Origin of the sequence: Streptomyces sp. NPDC048254, from assembly GCF_043201895.1 — a bacterium.
Lineage (GTDB): Bacteria > Actinomycetota > Actinomycetes > Streptomycetales > Streptomycetaceae > Streptomyces.
On record NZ_JBICZJ010000002.1, the window covers coordinates 501,095 to 516,780 of the forward strand.

A 15,686-nucleotide genomic window follows, 5' to 3' on the forward strand; every position below is an offset into this window, starting at 1 on the left:
ACCGGCCTGAACCCCGGTCCGCGCGCGGCGTCCGGCGTCACCGCCGGGCTCGCCCGGGCCCCAGTGCCACAGGCGCACCAGCGCCCGGCGGCTGTCCTCGCGTCGTCCAGCGACGAAGATCTACACGGCAGCACGGGCTCGCCGGAACCCGGGCCGACCTGCCGAAAACCAGTGGCCACCCGAACGGGCCGTCGGTCACCGTCACCGAGTCCACGATCACCGTCTACCAGGCGTACTCCCCGGAGATCGGCCTGTCCGCTGTCCGCGAGGACCGTTTTCCCCGGCGCATGGAAGCGGGACGGCATGACGTGGGTCATCAAGCCGCGTTCCTGGTCCAGTTCTGTGCTCAGGCCCGCGCCACCGAGGCGGACGTACCTGAGGCCATCGCGCGCTCGGGCATACGGCCGACGTACACGCCGGCTGTGATGCTGACGCGGTCGCGGCTGAACATGGCCCGAACTTCCCTCGTACGACCTTCAGACGGTGTTTCGATGGCACAACTGGGCTGCTCGCCCGGATGCCGGACCGGCCACTTCTTGATCAGCCTCGGGTCGGGGCAATGCCAATCGGGCACGACACCCCGGTGCCGGCGGCCCTGTGCTGCCGTGTGACCCATCGGCCGCGGTCGGCTGCCGGGCGAGCCGGCCCGTCATTCCAGGAGGTGGGCGAGAGACGCGTCTTCAGCGGGATAAGGGCGTTCCTGTGGCAGCAGCCGGGTCGCGGAGGTCAGGTCACCAGCACTGACGAGGGCGTGGATCTCGTGGGCGAGTGGGGTCACGTCGCGCATGGCGACCGTCCACTCGTCCGCGTAGCGTCGCACGGCTTCACCGGAGAGACCCAGCTGCAGGGACCGGTAGGGCAGGGGCTGGAGGCGCAGGTCCCGTTCGGGGTCCCACTGCACGCGAGCAGGCGCGCGCTTCAGCTGACGTTGCCAGGCGGCTCGGCCGGGGTGCACCCCGGCGGCGTAACCCGACAGGCACGCGTAGCGCAGCGCCCACTCGAAGCCGTCACGGCTGATCTCGACAGCGAGGACGGTTTCCTGCCCCGCTTTGCCGCCCCAGCCGCAGCGGTACATCATCCACAGGAACGACGGCTTGATCCAGATCAAGCCGTGTTCACAACCCTTTCCCTCCGTCGGTGTCCAGGCTGGTCGTGGCCCGGTGTGCTGTGCGGCGTCAGCCGCGTCGCCGCCACCAGCGCTGCTTCTGCCCGGCTGTTCGCGGACCGGTTCCGGCCCCATCGGGGGCTGACGTGCTGCCCGGCGAGAAGGCCCTCAAAGCGGCACGGATACGGTCGAAGGGGGCAACGGTGTGATGGTCGTCGGCGGGGAGCGCGACTCCGACGCAGACGAGTTTGAAACTGTTCTCGCCGAGGGGCGCGCCGATGAACACCGGTGCGCCCACGCACCCTTGTGGCAGATCTCCGATCCACTGGATGCCGCCGTCGACTGCGCGGGTGATCCGGCCGACGACGACAGCCTGCTCTCGGGAACCGTCCCCGTCGTTGACGTGTCCCAGCAGATAGGCCGGGACCGGCGACTCACCGAGGCCGGCGATGTCCTGTTCCGTGGCCGCGATGCCGTCGGTTATCTCGTCGGTCGTCCAGTGCCAGCCCTTACGGGCGCCGTGCGCATGCAGCCCGGTGGAGGCCATGACCGCCACCCCCAGGTCGCCGAGATGAGTCCACCCCTCCGCGAAATCGAGCATCATCAGCTTCTCGGCACTCATCACGGGTGCGCACAGTGCAGGGCGCAGGGTGAACTCGGCCAAGTCGACTCGTGCCGGCTCACTCGCGGTCACGAGGTACTGCCGGATGACCTCGCCTTCGGAGGTCGTCTCCACGAGTTCGTTGAACCAGAAGGCCGTCGCGTGTTGCTCCTCCCGGTGAGCTCGCTGGAAGGGAAGCGTCGAGCGGCCGACGTGATCGACTATCGCGTCGATGGTCGCACTGGTGTAATCCGGCAGGTCAGACATGGATCGAGAGGCTAACGCACGGTCGGAGGCAGCTACCGGGCAGCATGGCATGGCCCGTCCGCACGCCTCCGGTCCTCGGCGACGGCGACGGGCAAGGGTCTGTCAACGCGGCTTGATGACCCACGTCAAGCCTTGCTCAGGGACCCTTGACACCAACCCACCGACCCGGCACCCGGCGCACGTCCAACGGTCGGGGGACCTCCTACGGCAGCGCGCAGCTCCTCGGCACACGGCCTTCGACTGCACCGTATGTCGAAGGCGAGCGGGAGCACCTGGTCGCCTTCGGAGTCGAGGCGGGGAGCAGGTTCGCGCCCCTGCCCCTTGCAGCGCGGTTCGCCGGGGCGGGAGGCGGGCGCAGGGTCCGTCCGGCGGCGATCTCCTTGTAGCGGGCGGTGAGGCGTTCGAGGGCGCCCTGGGCCTGTCCGGTTCGCGGCGAGTTGTCTTGCTCGCGCAGTGGGCCGTTGCTAAGCCTTGGGCACTCGACTCCATGGAGGACGCTGTGTACCAAGAGCCCCCTCTTCCCGTTCCTCCGCGTTCACGTGCCCGGGGATTCATCTGCGCCGTCGCGGCCATCGCCCTCGTGACGCTCACCGCCGCGACAAGTCCGCCCGACGCGGACACGCGGACCGCGGCGGACCCGGCAGCCGTGGTCCGCGAGTGGAACGCCGTCGCCACCGACACGATCAAGGCGAGTCTCGGCCCACGCCCATCTGGGCAGGCAGCGATCTGGGAGGGGTTCGTCTCCGTCGCCGTGTACAACGCCGTGGTGGGGATCGAAGGCGGCTACGCCCTGTACAAATGGCACGAGCGCGGTCCGGCCAGGGCATCCTCCGCGGCGGCCGCCGCCACTGCGGCCCACGACGTGCTGGTCACCTACTTCCCCACCTTCAAGGAGCGGCTCGACACCGCCTACGCGGACTCGCTCGCCGCTCTTCCGGCCGGTCAGGCCAGAGACCGGGGCGTCGACTACGGAAAGCGCGCCGCCGCCCGCATCATCGAACTCCGGGAAGGGGACGGACGGTTCGCGGACGTTCCTTTCACCGCTTCCCCGGCACCGGGGGTCTGGCGGCCCACTCCGCCCGCGTTCCAGCCCTTCGTCGACACCTGGCTCGCGAGGCTCCGCCCCCTCCTGCTCACCTCCCCGCAGCAGTTCCGCCCCGGCGGACCACCCGCCATCTCCTCGGCCGCTTACGCCGAGGATGTCCAGGAGCTGAAGACCCTGGGCGGGAAGACCGGCTCGGGCCGGAGCGCGCAGCAGACCGAGACCGCGCTCTTCTTCAGCGGCAACCTGGTCGAACAGGTCCAGACAGCCGTACGAGACCACGCCGCCCGGCACCGGTTCGGCATCGCCGAGACGGCCCGGCTGTTCGCCGCAGTGAACGCGTCGGCGAACGACGCCGTCGTCACCGCATGGGACGCCAAGCTCCACTACGGCACTTGGCGGCCGATCACCGCCATCCGCCTCGCCGACACCGACGGCAACCCCGCGACGACGGCAGACCCGGCCTGGGAGCCGCTGCTCCTCACCCCGCCACACCCGGACTACATCGCCGGCCATACGACCGTCGCCGCCGCCGTGGCACGCGCCCTGACCGGAGTTCTCGGCACCTCGCACATCGACCTCTACCTCCCCTCCGAGGTCACCGGCACCACGCGGTTCTACGGGTCCGCCGACGACCTCAACCGGGACGTCGTCGACGCCCGTGTGTGGGGCGGCGTCCACTCCCGGACGGCGGACGTGGCCGGCTGCCGGGCCGGCGCCCACGTGGCCGCCTGGGCGCTGGACCACTACTTCCAGCCGGTCGCCAAGAACGGTACCCAGCCGGTCCCGCCGGCACGACCGGCTCGGCAGGACAGGCTCTCCGAGCCGAAGCGCGGCGACGACATCGACTGAACCACAGGGCCGCAAGCGACCCGCCGTCGGGCCGGCCTTCCGATCTTGCCTTGAGTACTGGATCAGCGGGTGAACCTTGACTCGAACTGGAGCAGCGCGCCCGGCAGCTCAGCGGGGCAGTCACTCCGGGGAAAAGGCTGTGAACGCGGCTTGATGATCCACGTCATCCGGTCCCGCTTCCACCCGCCGGGGAACCGGCCCTCGCGGACGGCGGGCAGGCCGATCTCCGGGGAGTACGCCTGGTAGACGGTGATCGTGGACTCGGTGTAGGCCGCACGAATCGTGCGTAGCGGTTGTTCCATGGTGCACAGCGTGAGGTGGGCCGGTTCAGGGCGGCCACTGAATTTCGACGACCGTCCACTGGGACGAGTGCAGTCGCCGCAGCATCGTCCGTGCCGGTTACCAGCGCCAGGGCCGCTGCGGCTCGCCGAATGGCGCACCGTCGCGGGTTCCGGTGCCGTAGCCGTAGAGATACGTGACGTAACCGCCGTACGAGCCGTCCAGGCCAATGCATGTCCGGCCGTGTTCGGATGGGCTCCAAGTGCTTCCCGAAGCTGAACTCACCGATGTGGCGATCAACGAACACGGACATCGGCAAGCGATCAGTCATCCGCAGGAGTCGGCGTGAGGCCCGTCGGGCACATGAAGGACGGGCCGGAGTGGGAGGCCGCCGCTGTCGACGTCGGCCGGGCGTGGGCTCCGTGTCAGAGTCGGCGGTACTTGTCGATGTCCTCCGCGAACTCCTTGATGGCCTGTGCGGTGAGTGTCGGTCGCGTGTCGGCGATGGCGGTCATGTAGTCCTCGGTCGTGGCCGGTCGGCCTTGCCGATGGGTGACTTCGCGCTCGAATGCCGCCTGTGCGCCCTTGCGGGCGGCGAATTCGATGTCGGCCGGGGTGAACAGCTCGCTCGCCCGGACGAGTTGGGTGATATCCACCGAGTCGGCGGAGGCCCTGAGATAACGGCTCCAGATCGCCGCGCGGGCGGTCGCGTCCGGCGGGCCGATGGGGATGACGTAGTCGAACCGGCCCGGCCGCAGGAACGCCGCGTCGAGAGAGCGAACCGAGTTGGTGGCACAGGCCAGCAGCCGCGCGTCGTGCTCGCGGAAGATCGGGATGAGCTTGAGCAGCTCGTTCGTCACGCCGTGCCCGGGATCGACCGCCTTTCCGGAGCGCGCACCGGCGATCTCCTCGACCTCGTCGATGAAGAGGAGGACCGAGTCCAGTTCCGCCAGGTCCGCGAAGACCTCCCGCAGTGCCACGGCCAGGCCCTCGCTCGTGTCGGCCGCGAGCCGTGAGGGGAAGAGTTCCACGAACGGCCAGCCGAGCCGTGAGGCGACCGCTTTGGCGAAACTGGTCTTTCCGGTACCCGGCGGGCCGAACAGGATGATCGCCTTGGGCGGGACTACGCCGTAACGGTCTGCCAGCGCCGGTTCGGTCAGCGGGAGCACGACCCGGCGTTCGACGACCTGCTTCTCCTGCTCCATGCCGGCCATGGCGTTCCAGAGACCCTCGGGCAGCATGCGCCCGCCCAGCGCTGCGAGGACCTCCGCGTTGGCGGTCTCGACGGGTTCGAGTTTCTCGTAGTAGGTGAGCCCGTCGCGGAATCGATAGCCGGAGTTCTCCAGAGCCTTTGTCCCCGCCGCGTCGGCGGGCAGCAGCGCGCTGATGTGGCGCACGCCCAGTGCCCGCAGGCGCCGCTCGAGATCGGAGAGCAGGGCGCTCCCGATTCCGCGCTCGCGCCAGCGGGAGGCGAGCGCCACCAGGAGGATCCACCCCCGCTTTTCGTACGCCTGTGCCACGGCCATGCCGACCAGTTCATCGCCGACAACCGCGACGACCGCCGGCTGTCCGGCCTTGGCCGCCGTCATGACCTCGGAAACCGCGAACACCTGGTCCTCGTCGGCCCGGCGGCTCTGATCCCAGATGTCGATAGCCTGGTCAAGATCGTCTTCGCGATATTCACGCAGGTGCCAAGCAGGCATCACCATCACCTCACACGGCGCGGGGGTCCCATTGTTCTCTCCGCGGCGCCACGTGACGAACCCGGACGGCCTCCAGGCAGACCGCGGGATCCCCAGGGGTGGCATGGGTGTGACCGAAATGAGGGCCGGGAAGAGCGCTGTCGGCGCCCTGCCTCGCCGCGTCGGTCCGCCGCCCCCGTGGTGAGCGACGTGATTCCCGGTGGGCGAGACGGCCTACCTGTCCCCGTCCACCGGGGCGGGCTCGACGCCGGTGGGGCAGGACGCCCCCCAGTTCGTCCCGGACGGGTCACTCAGCTTGACCCCCGTCCCGCCCAGCCCGCAGTACCCGCCCGGGTTCCTGTCGAGGTACTGCTGGTGGTACGCCTCGGCCGGGTAGAAGGGGCGGCCTTCGGCGGGGAGGATCTCTGTGGTGATCGTGCGGTAGCCGGAGCCGGTGAGGACCTTCTGGTAGGCCTTGCGGCTCGCCTCGGCCGTCGTCGCCTGCTCGGGCGTGTGGGGGTAGATCGCCGAGCGGTACTGCGTGCCGACGTCGTTGCCCTGGCGGAAGCCCTGCGTGGGGTTGTGGGATTCCCAGAAGGTCTTCAGCAGGCGGTCGTACGAGATCAGCTTCGGGTCGTAGACCACACGCACCGCCTCGGTGTGGCCGGTGAGGCCCGAGCAGACCTCCTCGTACACGGGGTTCTCGGTGTGGCCGCCCTGGTAGCCGACGAGCGTGGTCCACACGCCCGCCGGGAGCTGCCAGAACTTTCGCTCGGCGCCCCAGAAGCAGCCGAGCCCGAAGTCGGCGACCTCCAGGCCCTCGGGGTAGGGGCCGAGGAGAGGATTGCCCAGGACGGTGTGGCGGTCGGGGACCTCGAACGCGGGCGCGGGCCGGCCCTTGAGCGCCTGCTCGGCGGTGGGCAGCTGCGGCGTGCGGCCGAAGAACATGGGATCTCCCTGTGGTCTGGGGGACAGGGCCGTCGGTCCCGGCTGTCCCGGCGGTCCGGGGCCGCATGGGCCGCATTGGCCACGCATCCACCCCGCGACGGCACCCCTCACAACATGCCGGGGTGCCGTCCGGATTCCGCTTACGCCGGCCCCGCGGCCGCCTCCGCGACCAGCTTCGCCGTCGTGTTCCGGACCCGGCAGTAGTACGCCGCCGGGTCGCCCCGATAACGCCACGGCAACGCGTTCACATACCCGTCGACCAGCCTGAACTGCTCAAGCGCCGCCTCGTCCCGGTCCTGGAGGTGGAGGTAGAAGGCAAGGAGGTGACGCAGCTCCGGCAGGCGCGGGTGGGCCGGGTCGGCCGCCGCCGCGTCGGTGAGGCCCGCGTCCACCCTCGCCACCATCTCCGGGGTGTTGTCGGCCGCGGTGTCCTCGGACTCGTCGTGCTCGAAGTGGGCTATCAGCGGCAGGGCCGTCAGCAGGCTGCCCAACGGGGCCCCGGCCGCCGCCCGCTCGGCGAAGTCGGCGGCCAGCCGCTGCGAGCCACGCCACTTCGCGCACCAGAACTGCAGGGCCGAGAAGTGCGCCTCGAAGTGGTACGGCGCCCGCGCGGTGATCTCCGTCCACAGCCTGTCCATCTCGGAGTGCGGGTAGCCCAGGCCGAGCGCGACCCATATCTCGGCGATGTACGGCGTCGGGTCGTCGGGGTTGAGGGCAGCGGCCCGCGCGATCTCCTCACGAGCCGACCGCAGTGTGCGGTGGAACGCCGCGAACTGCTCCTCCGTCGTGTGCCGAGCCCGCTTCGCACCCCGCAGTTCCCAGGCGAGGATCACCGTGCTGCGCGCCCGTACCACCGCCGCGTCCGGATCCTCGGGGCGCTCCTTCTCCCAGGCCAGCAGCCAGTCGTCCGCCTCGGCGGCGCGCTCGGCCAGCAGGTAGGCGACGGCCGACCGACGCTCCCAGTCCCGGCCGATGGCCTCCAGCAGGGCGGCGCCGGCCCGCCAGTCACCACCGGGCACGGCCGTCAGCGCCGCCGCCCACTCGGTGGGCAGCGGCCCTGAGAGCTCCGTGTTCTGCCGCTCGGCGGGCAGCAGGCCGGCCTTCTCGGCGGCCTGGGCGCCCAGGCCCTCCTCGCTGTCGGACCCGGTATCGGATCCGGACGGGTTCGAGGAGAAGAACTCCTTGAGGAACACCCCGGCCAGCCACAGCACGAAGAGCAGCGTGGGGACGGCGAGGATGCCCAGGATCCACAGCAGAACAGTCATGGAAGGTCGCTTTCGGGGTCAGGCCGGCTGCGGGGCCGGGGGGAGCAGTGCGCGCAGCGGGGCGGTGTCGGGGTGGTCGGCCAGCGCGGCGGCCACGGCGGCGGCCAGCGCGGCCTCCGTGCCCGCCTCCCCGTCGAGGTCGGACGCCGAACCGGGCAGCCGCACCGACGCCGGCCGCGACCAGGAGAACTCCCAGTGCAGCAGCGACCTCGCGCTGAACTCGGCCAGCACCATGCTCTGCAACGAGTCCCGCAGCACCGGCCGCACGAACTCCCGGAACGCCCGGCCCTTCGCGGCCGCCGCCTGGTCGGACAGCGGCAGCCGCTGGGCCAGCTGCCACAGCTGACCGTCGTCGATCACCGTGAGCAGCGCGGGCAGCGTCGGCCGGTCCTTGGTGTAGAAGGCGAGCGCCCGGTGCAGCGGGGTGTCGAGCGAGGCCAGCCCCGCGGCCATCGAGGAGCCCAGCAGCTGTTCCCACTCCCCGGCGCGCTCGAACTGCCGTACCTCGTCGGTCAGTACCGCGTCCTCCAGCGCGGTCAGGGTCCGGGCCGGGTCGGTGAGCAGCGCGAGCGCCGGGCCGCCGTCCTGGCCGAGCCCGTCGGCGGGCAGCTCCTCGATCCGCAGCACCCGGTCGGCGATCGGCGGATGCGAGTCGTACGGTGACGCCGGCTCCGTCGGCAGCTTCTCCCGCAGCCTCGCCAGCTCCGCCTCGCGCGCCGTCAGCATCCGGCCGAAGCCGCCGAAGAACTGGCCGCGCGGCGGCAGTTGGCGGGCCGTGACGCCGAGCGTGGCGTACGACTCCAGGTAGAAGTCGTGCGCCGTGGCCAGGACCGGGATCTCGCGCAGCGCCGAGGCGGTCGCGTCCCGGCCGGCGATCCGCGCGGCGGCCAGGTCGGCGGCGTACTCCTGCGCGCGGGCCGTCGACAGCGTGGCCCGCATGTAGAGCTTCGCGTACGCCGTGTAGATCGCCGCCATCAGCCGGTAGGTGACCCCGGCGCCGGCGGTGTCGATCTCCTTGGCCTTCTTGCCCTTCGCGGTCCGTTTGGCGGCGGCCCGCTGCTGCCGGGCATGCTCGGCGGCCTCCTTGCCGTCGGCCTTCGCGTGGAAGTGCCCGACGGTCCGCCCGATCTGCACCCGGCCGCGTACCACGAGGGCCGACAGCCGGGTGTCGCCGCCGGTGAAGTGGCCGTACTCATGGGCGAGTACGGCCTTGAGCTGTGCCTCGGTCAGCCCGGTCAGCAGCGGTACACCCAGGTAGAGGCTGCGCGGGCCGGGGCGCAGGCCGAGCAGCCGGGGGTCCTCGCTGACCGCCGCGTTGACGTCACCGGTGAGCACGATGGTGTCCGGCGCGCGCGTGCCCGTCGCCGCCGCGAGCTCCCTCACCAGTGCCCACAGCCGGGGCTCGGCGGCCTCCGTGACCGTGAGGCCGGCCGGGCCGTCGCCCTTGGGCGTGCGGAGCATGAACATGCCGCGGACGACCGGGATCGCCAGCACCACCGAGACCAGCACGATCTTTCCGGCGACGGCCCCGTGCGCCCAGGTGACCGTGGCCACGTCGAGCGCGGCCAGCGCCGCCAGCAGAACGAGGCCCAGCAGATAGAAACCGCAGAGCAGGACAAGGGCGCGCAGCGCCCGCAGAGTTGCGCCCATCGGGCAGATCCCCCCACAGGACCCCAGAAAAGGGAGCCGACAACGACATGAAAAACGAACGGGATCGCACAGAAGCGGACGGAAGTGGATAGGTGCTTCGTGCGGGTGGTGCAGGCGTGGGGGGATGCCGGAGTATGCCGTACCGCAGGTCAGGACGGCAATTCAAGCGCCCCGCACAGGGTGCGGAGCCCGGTCCGGCAGCGGCTGCCGCCGCCTGGGCGCGCCCAGCCCCCCACTCGCCCGCAGCCGGCACACGACGTGTATCTCGGCCGGTGCCCTCAGCTGAGCAGCGACGCCGGGCTTCCGCCGTTCGCCTCGTAGCCCGCCACCGCCAGCGCGCGGTAGAGGGCGAACTCGGCGGCCGGGTTCGAGGACAGCGTCCACGGCAGGGCCCCCACATGCCCGTCGACGCGTATCAGCTCGCCCATGGCCTCCGCCCAGCGCTCGGAGCGGACCAGGAAGAAGACCAGCAGATGCCGGACGTGCGCGAGCATCGGGTCGTCCTGGCGGGCCGAGTGCACCGCGTGCAGGGCGCCGTGGACCGCCTTGGTGACGACCTCGCTCTGGTAGAAGCTCGCCACCAGGTTCACCTCGGGGAGGTGCTCGAAGACCGCGAACAGCGGCATCGCGGCCAGCAGCGAGCCCTGCGGGGCGCGTGCGGCGGCGGCCTCGGCGAAGGAGTACGCCAGCTCGCGCGAGCCGTGCCACTTCTCGCACCAGTAGTGCAGGGCCGCGAGATGCGCCCCCATGTGCGTGGGCGCCCGGTCCAGGATCTTCAGCCACAGCTTCTCGAACTCGGGTTGCGAGTAGTTCAGCCCGCGCGCCACCGACAGCTCGACGACGTACGGCACCGGGTCCCCCGGGGACAGCAGCGCCGCCTGCCCGCAGGCGTCCCTGGCCTCCTCCATGATGATCCGGAAGTCGTCCGTGCCCGGCGTCGACGTCCGCCACGCCTGCTGGACCAGGAACTCCGCGTGCACGGCCGCGCCGCCCGCGTCCTTGGGCTGCTCGGCACGCCACACCCGCAGCCACTGCCCGCCCGGCGTCTCGCTGACCCCGCCCGGCCGCTGCTGGAGCTCCAGCGCCGCCGCGCCGGCGAAGGCCTGCACACGCTGCCAGCGCAGCTCGCCCGCGACCTCCGTGCCCGCGAGCAGCTGCGAGGCCGCGCGGTAGTCCTGGGTGCGCTGCACGACGTCGAGGACGTCGAGCAGGTCCTGGTCGGGGCCGGGCATCCGGATGTCCAGGTCCTCCTCGCGCACGAAGCCGTAGTCCGCCGGGTCGGCGGCGTCCGGGTGGCCCGGGTGCACCTGCTCGATCATGCCGCGCCGCCGCCGCAGGACGGGGAGCAGCACGAAGCTCAGCAGGAGCAGCGCCATCAGGGCCCAGAGAATCGCCATGCGTCAAGCGAACCAGACAGCGCGGACAATTGGCCAACCGGTGGTCGCGGCCTGTGGACAACGTGGGGCCGGAGCGCGGCCGCGGGCCGGTGGGGGCTTGCCGCGCCCACGCGGCGGAGCCGCACACCGATACAGCCCCGCGCTCCTCCGGGGCGCGTGAGCAGGCACGTGAGCACTAGGCTCATGACCTATGAGCGACAGGCACATCAGTCAGCACTTCGAGACGCTCGCCATCCACGCGGGCAACACGGCGGACCCCCTCACCGGTGCGGTCGTACCGCCGATCTACCAGGTCTCGACCTACAAGCAGGACGGCGTCGGCGGCCTGCGCGGCGGCTACGAGTACAGCCGTAGCGCCAACCCGACCAGGACCGCCCTGGAAGAGAACCTCGCCGCGCTGGAGGGCGGACGCCGCGGGCTCGCGTTCGCGTCCGGGCTCGCGGCCGAGGACGCCCTGCTGCGCACCCTGCTCAGCCCCGGCGACCACGTGGTCATCCCGAACGACGCCTACGGCGGCACGTTCCGGCTGTTCGCGAAGGTCGTCTCCCGGTGGGGAGTGGAGTGGTCCGTCGCCGACACCAGCGACCCGTCGGCCGTGCGTGCCGCGATCACCCCGAAGACCAAGGCGGTCTGGGTGGAGACCCCGTCCAACCCGCTGCTCGGCATCACCGACATCGCGGCCGTCGCGCAGATCGCCCACGAGGCGGGCGCCCGGCTCGTCGTCGACAACACCTTCGCCACGCCGTACCTCCAGCAGCCGCTCTCGCTCGGCGCGGACGTCGTCGTGCACTCGCTGACGAAGTACATGGGCGGTCACTCGGACGTGGTCGGCGGCGCGCTGATCGTGTCGGACCAGGCACTGGGCGAGGAGCTGGCGTACCACCAGAACGCGATGGGCGCGGTCGCCGGGCCGTTCGACTCGTGGCTGGTGCTGCGCGGCACCAAGACGCTCGCGGTGCGCATGGACCGGCACAGTGAGAACGCCACCAGGGTCGCCGACATGCTGAGCCGGCACGCGCGCGTGACGCGGGTCCTCTACCCGGGCCTGCCCGAGCACCCCGGCCACGAGACCGCCGCCAAGCAGATGAAGGCCTTCGGCGGCATGGTCTCCTTCCAGGTCACGGGTGGCGAGGACGCCGCGGTCGAGGTCTGCAACCGCGCCAAGGTGTTCACCCTCGGCGAGTCCCTGGGCGGTGTCGAGTCGCTGATCGAGCACCCGGGCCGGATGACCCACGCCTCGGCGGCCGGTTCCGCGCTGGAGGTGCCCGCCGACCTGGTGCGCCTGTCCGTGGGCATCGAGAACGTCGACGACCTGCTGGAGGACCTCCAGCAGGCGCTCGGTTAGGTCCGGCTCACCAGCCGACGATGGGCGGAGTCGTCGTGGACGGCGGCTGCGCCCACGGCCGGACCAGTGCCGCCCAGACGGTGAAGGCCACCGCCGCCGCGCACAGCAGCAGCCACAGCAGGCGGCGGGCCGCGCGTCTGCGGCGCAGCAGGCGGCCGCCCCGGCGCAGCACCTCGCCGTAGAGGTCGGGCGGCACCCGCGGCGGCCGCTGTTCCATGAGCCGCCGGGCGGCGGCCTCGCCTTCGGCGCGGTTCACGACGGTGCCACCTTCGCTCCCATCACCGTGGGCGAGGCCTTCGGGGGCGGGTGCAGCAGGGTGGTGGTCGCCCGGTCGCAGATGATGCGCACACGGTCCGTGGCCAGGCCGAGCAGCGCCGCCGTCTGCTCCTCGGCGACCCCCTCGTACAGCCGCAGCACCAGGACCAGGCGTTCCTGGGGCGTCAGGACGGCGAGGACACTGTGCGGGTGCGGGCGGGTGCGGCTCAGCGGACCGCCGTACTGGTGCCAGGCGGAGTTCGCGAAGCGCAGGGCGAGGTGCTGGCGGGCGCGGTCGTACGGATCCTCGCCGCGCAGCCGGCCCCAGCACGCGTACGTGTGCGCGAGCGCGAGGGTCAGCAGGCGCCGCGCGCGCGGGTTGGCGTCCGGGGCCTCGGCGGTCAGCAGGGTCGCGGCATGCAGCAGCCGGCCTGCCGCGCCCGCGACGAACGCCTCGAACTCCCGGGCCCGGCGGGCGTCTTGGAATGCCTGCCGATCGCGCACCGTGCCTCCCCGTCTGCGGGGCCCCACCACGTCCGGGAACCGGACGCGGATACGACGGGGCCCGGTCTCATATGAGGCCAGGGGTGCCCCCACGGTCAAGAGCCGGGCAGCACGCACGCGTGCCGGATGTTCCACGGGCCGGTGCCGACCAGGGATTCAGCACGCCGGTGGGTGCCGAACGGAGGCTCAGGACGGCGGTGTGCGGCGGCCGGAGGTGCAGGGCGGCGGTGTGCGGCGGCCGGAGGCTCAGCACGCCGGTGGGTTACGACCGGAGGTTCAGGACGCCGCTGTGCGGCGGCTGGAGGCGCAGGGCGGCGGTGTGCGCCGGTCGGCAGTTCAGGTACGCCGATGGGCACCGACCGGGGGCAGGACGCCGGTGGGGCCGGCCGGGGTCAGGACGCCGGCGGTGTGTCCGAGCCCGGCTGGATGGTCATCCGCGCGGACAGTGCGCTGTTGAAGCGCGTGAGCAGCGCGCAGAACACCTCGCGCTCCTCCGGCTCCCAGTCCTGGGTCAGCTCCGCCATCAACTGCCGCCGCGACGAACGCACTTCGTCCAGCCGCGACAGCCCGCGCGGGGACAGCTGGAGCACCACGGCCCGGCCGTCCTCGGGGTGCGAGGTGCGCTTGACGAGACCGGTGTCGACCAGCGGAGCCACCTGCCGGGTGACCGTGGAGGAGTCGATCCCCATGCTCGCGGCGAGCGCCTTGACCCCCATGGGGCCTTCCTTGTCGAGACGGTTGAGCAGCAGATACGCGGCGCGGTCCATGGAGTTGCGCACCTGCCCGACGCCGCCGAGCCGGGTCTGTTCGGCACGGCGGGCGAACACCGCCACCTCGTGCTGCAGCGTGTCGAGGAGACCGGTGTCACCGACGGTCGTCATGTCCATCGACATTTCAGGTGTTGTGGGCATGGCCGGGGGCTCACTTCATGAAGAGTGCTGGTGTGGGGGACAGAGTACGCGGACGGGGGGCGAGCCGTACCGGCGCTGCGCAAACCGGTCTCGGAGCTTGGTCACACCCGAGCCTTTGGCCTGTGAACTGCGAGACTTGAGTCATGAGCTACAGCACGGCTGACTCCTTGCGCCCCGTCACCCTCGACGACGTACGCGGCGCCCAGAAGATGCTCACGGGCGTGGCGCGGGTGACCGCGATGGAGAGCAGCAGGCACCTGTCCCAGCTGGCCGGCTCGCCGGTGCACCTCAAGTGCGAGAACCTCCAGCGGACCGGTTCGTTCAAGCTGCGCGGCGCCTATGTGCGGATCGCCGGGCTGCTGCCCGAGGAGCGCGCCGCCGGAGTCGTGGCGGCCAGCGCCGGGAACCACGCGCAGGGCGTGGCCCTGGCCTCCGCGCTGCTCGGCGTGCACGCCACGGTGTTCATGCCGAAGGGCGCCCCGCTGCCCAAGATCAGCGCGACCCGCGAGTACGGCGCGGAGGTACGGCTGCACGGCCAAGTGGTCGACGAGACGCTGGCCGCCGCCCAGGAGTACGCGGCCGAGACCGGCGCGGTGTTCATCCACCCCTTCGACCACCCCGACATCATCGCCGGTCAGGGCACGGTCGGCCTGGAGATCCTGGACCAGTGCCCCGAGGTCGGCACGATCGTCGTCGGTATCGGCGGCGGCGGGCTCGCGGCCGGGATCGCGGTCGCGGTGAAGGCGATCAGGCCGGACGTACGGATCGTCGGCGTCCAGGCGGAGGGCGCGGCCGCGTATCCGCCCTCGCTGGCGGCCGGGCGCCCGGTCTCCGTGCGGAACCCGGTGACGATGGCCGACGGCATCAAGGTCGGACGGCCCGGCGACGTGCCGTTCGGGCTCATCGAGGAGCTGGTCGACGAGGTCCGCACGGTCGGCGAGGACCAGCTCTCCGCCGCCCTGCTGCTCTGCCTGGAGCGGGCCAAGCTGGTGGTGGAACCGGCCGGCGCGGCTCCGGTCGCCGCCCTGCTCGCCGAGCCCGGCGCCTTCGCCGGGCCGGTCGTCGCCGTGCTGTCCGGCGGCAACGTCGATCCGGTGCTGATGCAGCGGGTGCTGCGGCACGGCATGTCCGCGCAGGGCCGCTACCTGGCCGTACGGCTGCGGCTGACCGACCGGCCGGGCGCCCTCGCCACGCTCCTCGGGGTGTTGTCAGTGGTCGACGCTAACGTCCTGGACGTGAGCCACGTCCGGACCGACCCTCGGCTCGGGCTCACGGAGGCGGAGGTCGAGTTGCACCTTGAAACCAAGGGACCAGCACACTGCAGCGAGGTCGGCCACGCCCTGCGCGAGGCCGGTTACACGGTCATCGACTGATCCCCGCCGAAGTTCCCGGCGGGAAACGGCCAGGTCAGGATCCGTTCATTCACTCGTTCGGGAAAATCTGTCGACGGACGCGATACATCGCGTTATGGTGTGTCGCGTGGCCGTGGTCGCGCCCGCCTGCCGTCGTGCCGGCGAGAACCATAGGCGGATCGAAGCGCGCATACCTAGCCTTTTTCGAAGCATCCCCGACGACGTGGAGAC

General features: G+C 71.4%; 14 protein-coding genes and 2 pseudogenes. 5 read left to right on the plus strand and 11 right to left on the minus strand.

Annotated features, from left to right (window positions below; genetic code table 11):
- Positions 1 to 158: 158 nt before the first annotated feature.
- Positions 159 to 324 (plus strand): annotated as a pseudogene (locus ACGFZQ_RS07605) (DUF4291 family protein); the annotation flags it as partial.
- Positions 288 to 611 carry a DUF5958 family protein gene (locus tag ACGFZQ_RS07610; RefSeq protein ID WP_393839563.1) on the plus strand — a complete coding sequence of 108 codons (324 nt, stop codon included), beginning with the start codon at positions 288 to 290 and terminating at the stop codon, positions 609 to 611. The pseudogene ACGFZQ_RS07605 and the gene ACGFZQ_RS07610, both read left to right, overlap by 37 nt.
- Before the next feature lie 38 nt (positions 612 to 649).
- Here the strand turns inward: ACGFZQ_RS07610 and ACGFZQ_RS07615 are convergent, their stop codons facing one another.
- Both ACGFZQ_RS07615 and ACGFZQ_RS07620 read right to left on the minus strand, forming a co-directional pair.
- The gene (locus ACGFZQ_RS07615) at positions 650 to 1,240 is read right to left on the minus strand and encodes a DUF4291 domain-containing protein (protein WP_393839564.1); all 591 of its coding nucleotides are present in this window, start codon (positions 1,238 to 1,240) and stop codon (positions 650 to 652) included.
- Positions 1,176 to 1,973: a hypothetical protein gene (locus ACGFZQ_RS07620; RefSeq protein WP_393839565.1), complete on the minus strand. Its 798-nt coding sequence runs from the start codon at positions 1,971 to 1,973 to the stop codon at positions 1,176 to 1,178. The genes ACGFZQ_RS07615 and ACGFZQ_RS07620 overlap by 65 nt, the downstream gene beginning before the upstream one ends.
- A gap of 580 nt (positions 1,974 to 2,553) precedes the next feature.
- Here ACGFZQ_RS07620 and ACGFZQ_RS07625 point away from each other — a divergent pair.
- Positions 2,554 to 3,867: a vanadium-dependent haloperoxidase gene (locus tag ACGFZQ_RS07625; protein WP_393839566.1), complete on the plus strand. Its 1,314-nt coding sequence runs from the start codon at positions 2,554 to 2,556 to the stop codon at positions 3,865 to 3,867.
- Positions 3,868 to 4,022: 155 nt separating this feature from the next.
- On the opposite strand, the pseudogene ACGFZQ_RS07630 reads toward ACGFZQ_RS07625, so the two are convergent.
- From ACGFZQ_RS07630 to ACGFZQ_RS07655, 6 genes and pseudogenes are all read right to left on the minus strand, one after another.
- Positions 4,023 to 4,169, minus strand: a pseudogene (locus ACGFZQ_RS07630) (DUF4291 family protein); the annotation flags it as partial.
- 402 nt (positions 4,170 to 4,571) lie between these two features.
- Positions 4,572 to 5,855: an ATP-binding protein gene (locus ACGFZQ_RS07635; RefSeq protein ID WP_393839567.1), complete on the minus strand. Its 1,284-nt coding sequence runs from the start codon at positions 5,853 to 5,855 to the stop codon at positions 4,572 to 4,574.
- Between the two features lie 207 nt (positions 5,856 to 6,062).
- The gene (gene msrA, locus ACGFZQ_RS07640; RefSeq protein ID WP_393839568.1) at positions 6,063 to 6,776 is read right to left on the minus strand and encodes a peptide-methionine (S)-S-oxide reductase MsrA; all 714 of its coding nucleotides are present in this window, start codon (positions 6,774 to 6,776) and stop codon (positions 6,063 to 6,065) included.
- 140 nt (positions 6,777 to 6,916) lie between these two features.
- The gene (locus ACGFZQ_RS07645) at positions 6,917 to 8,041 is read right to left on the minus strand and encodes a hypothetical protein (RefSeq protein ID WP_393839569.1); all 1,125 of its coding nucleotides are present in this window, start codon (positions 8,039 to 8,041) and stop codon (positions 6,917 to 6,919) included.
- Positions 8,042 to 8,059: 18 nt separating this feature from the next.
- Positions 8,060 to 9,691 (minus strand): M48 family metallopeptidase, encoded by a 1,632-nt coding sequence (locus tag ACGFZQ_RS07650; RefSeq protein WP_393839570.1) that lies wholly within the window; start codon positions 9,689 to 9,691, stop codon positions 8,060 to 8,062.
- 278 nt (positions 9,692 to 9,969) lie between these two features.
- A complete protein-coding gene (locus ACGFZQ_RS07655) occupies positions 9,970 to 11,088 on the minus strand; it encodes a hypothetical protein (RefSeq protein ID WP_393839571.1) in 1,119 nt (372 codons plus the stop codon).
- Between the two features lie 190 nt (positions 11,089 to 11,278).
- Here ACGFZQ_RS07655 and ACGFZQ_RS07660 point away from each other — a divergent pair, with 190 nt between their 5' ends.
- Entirely contained in the window at positions 11,279 to 12,433 is a 1,155-nt protein-coding gene (locus tag ACGFZQ_RS07660; protein ID WP_393839572.1) for a cystathionine gamma-synthase, read from the plus strand.
- Between the two features lie 7 nt (positions 12,434 to 12,440).
- Here the strand turns inward: ACGFZQ_RS07660 and ACGFZQ_RS07665 are convergent, their stop codons facing one another.
- The 3 genes from ACGFZQ_RS07665 to ACGFZQ_RS07675 all read right to left on the minus strand — a co-directional run bounded on the left by ACGFZQ_RS07665 (position 12,441) and on the right by ACGFZQ_RS07675 (position 14,079).
- A complete protein-coding gene (locus ACGFZQ_RS07665; RefSeq protein ID WP_351741483.1) occupies positions 12,441 to 12,689 on the minus strand; it encodes a hypothetical protein in 249 nt (82 codons plus the stop codon).
- Entirely contained in the window at positions 12,686 to 13,192 is a 507-nt protein-coding gene (locus ACGFZQ_RS07670; protein WP_351741485.1) for a sigma factor-like helix-turn-helix DNA-binding protein, read from the minus strand. Before ACGFZQ_RS07670 ends, ACGFZQ_RS07665 begins: the two co-directional genes overlap by 4 nt.
- A gap of 392 nt (positions 13,193 to 13,584) precedes the next feature.
- On the minus strand, positions 13,585 to 14,079 hold the full coding sequence (locus ACGFZQ_RS07675; protein ID WP_393839870.1) for a MarR family winged helix-turn-helix transcriptional regulator: 495 nt from the start codon (positions 14,077 to 14,079) through the stop codon (positions 13,585 to 13,587).
- A gap of 167 nt (positions 14,080 to 14,246) precedes the next feature.
- Between ACGFZQ_RS07675 and ilvA the strand changes: the two genes are divergently transcribed.
- The gene (ilvA, locus tag ACGFZQ_RS07680) at positions 14,247 to 15,476 is read left to right on the plus strand and encodes a threonine ammonia-lyase (RefSeq protein ID WP_393839573.1); all 1,230 of its coding nucleotides are present in this window, start codon (positions 14,247 to 14,249) and stop codon (positions 15,474 to 15,476) included.
- Positions 15,477 to 15,686: the final 210 nt, after the last annotated feature.

Excerpts from the sequence above, each read along its gene's own strand:
- ACGFZQ_RS07650 (WP_393839570.1), bottom strand. The coding sequence starts at position 9,691 with ATGGGCGCAACTCTGCGGGCGCTGCGCGCCCTTGTCCTGCTCTGCGGT.
- ACGFZQ_RS07660 (WP_393839572.1), top strand. The coding sequence starts at position 11,279 with ATGAGCGACAGGCACATCAGTCAGCACTTCGAGACGCTCGCCATCCAC.
- ACGFZQ_RS07645 (WP_393839569.1), bottom strand. The coding sequence starts at position 8,041 with ATGACTGTTCTGCTGTGGATCCTGGGCATCCTCGCCGTCCCCACGCTG.
- ACGFZQ_RS07610 (WP_393839563.1), top strand. The coding sequence starts at position 288 with ATGGAAGCGGGACGGCATGACGTGGGTCATCAAGCCGCGTTCCTGGTC.
- ACGFZQ_RS07620 (WP_393839565.1), bottom strand. The coding sequence starts at position 1,973 with ATGTCTGACCTGCCGGATTACACCAGTGCGACCATCGACGCGATAGTC.
- ACGFZQ_RS07635 (WP_393839567.1), bottom strand. The coding sequence starts at position 5,855 with ATGGTGATGCCTGCTTGGCACCTGCGTGAATATCGCGAAGACGATCTT.
- ilvA (WP_393839573.1), top strand. The coding sequence starts at position 14,247 with ATGAGCTACAGCACGGCTGACTCCTTGCGCCCCGTCACCCTCGACGAC.
- ACGFZQ_RS07615 (WP_393839564.1), bottom strand. The coding sequence starts at position 1,240 with ATGGGGCCGGAACCGGTCCGCGAACAGCCGGGCAGAAGCAGCGCTGGT.
- ACGFZQ_RS07655 (WP_393839571.1), bottom strand. The coding sequence starts at position 11,088 with ATGGCGATTCTCTGGGCCCTGATGGCGCTGCTCCTGCTGAGCTTCGTG.
- ACGFZQ_RS07675 (WP_393839870.1), bottom strand. The coding sequence starts at position 14,079 with ATGGACATGACGACCGTCGGTGACACCGGTCTCCTCGACACGCTGCAG.
- msrA (WP_393839568.1), bottom strand. The coding sequence starts at position 6,776 with ATGTTCTTCGGCCGCACGCCGCAGCTGCCCACCGCCGAGCAGGCGCTC.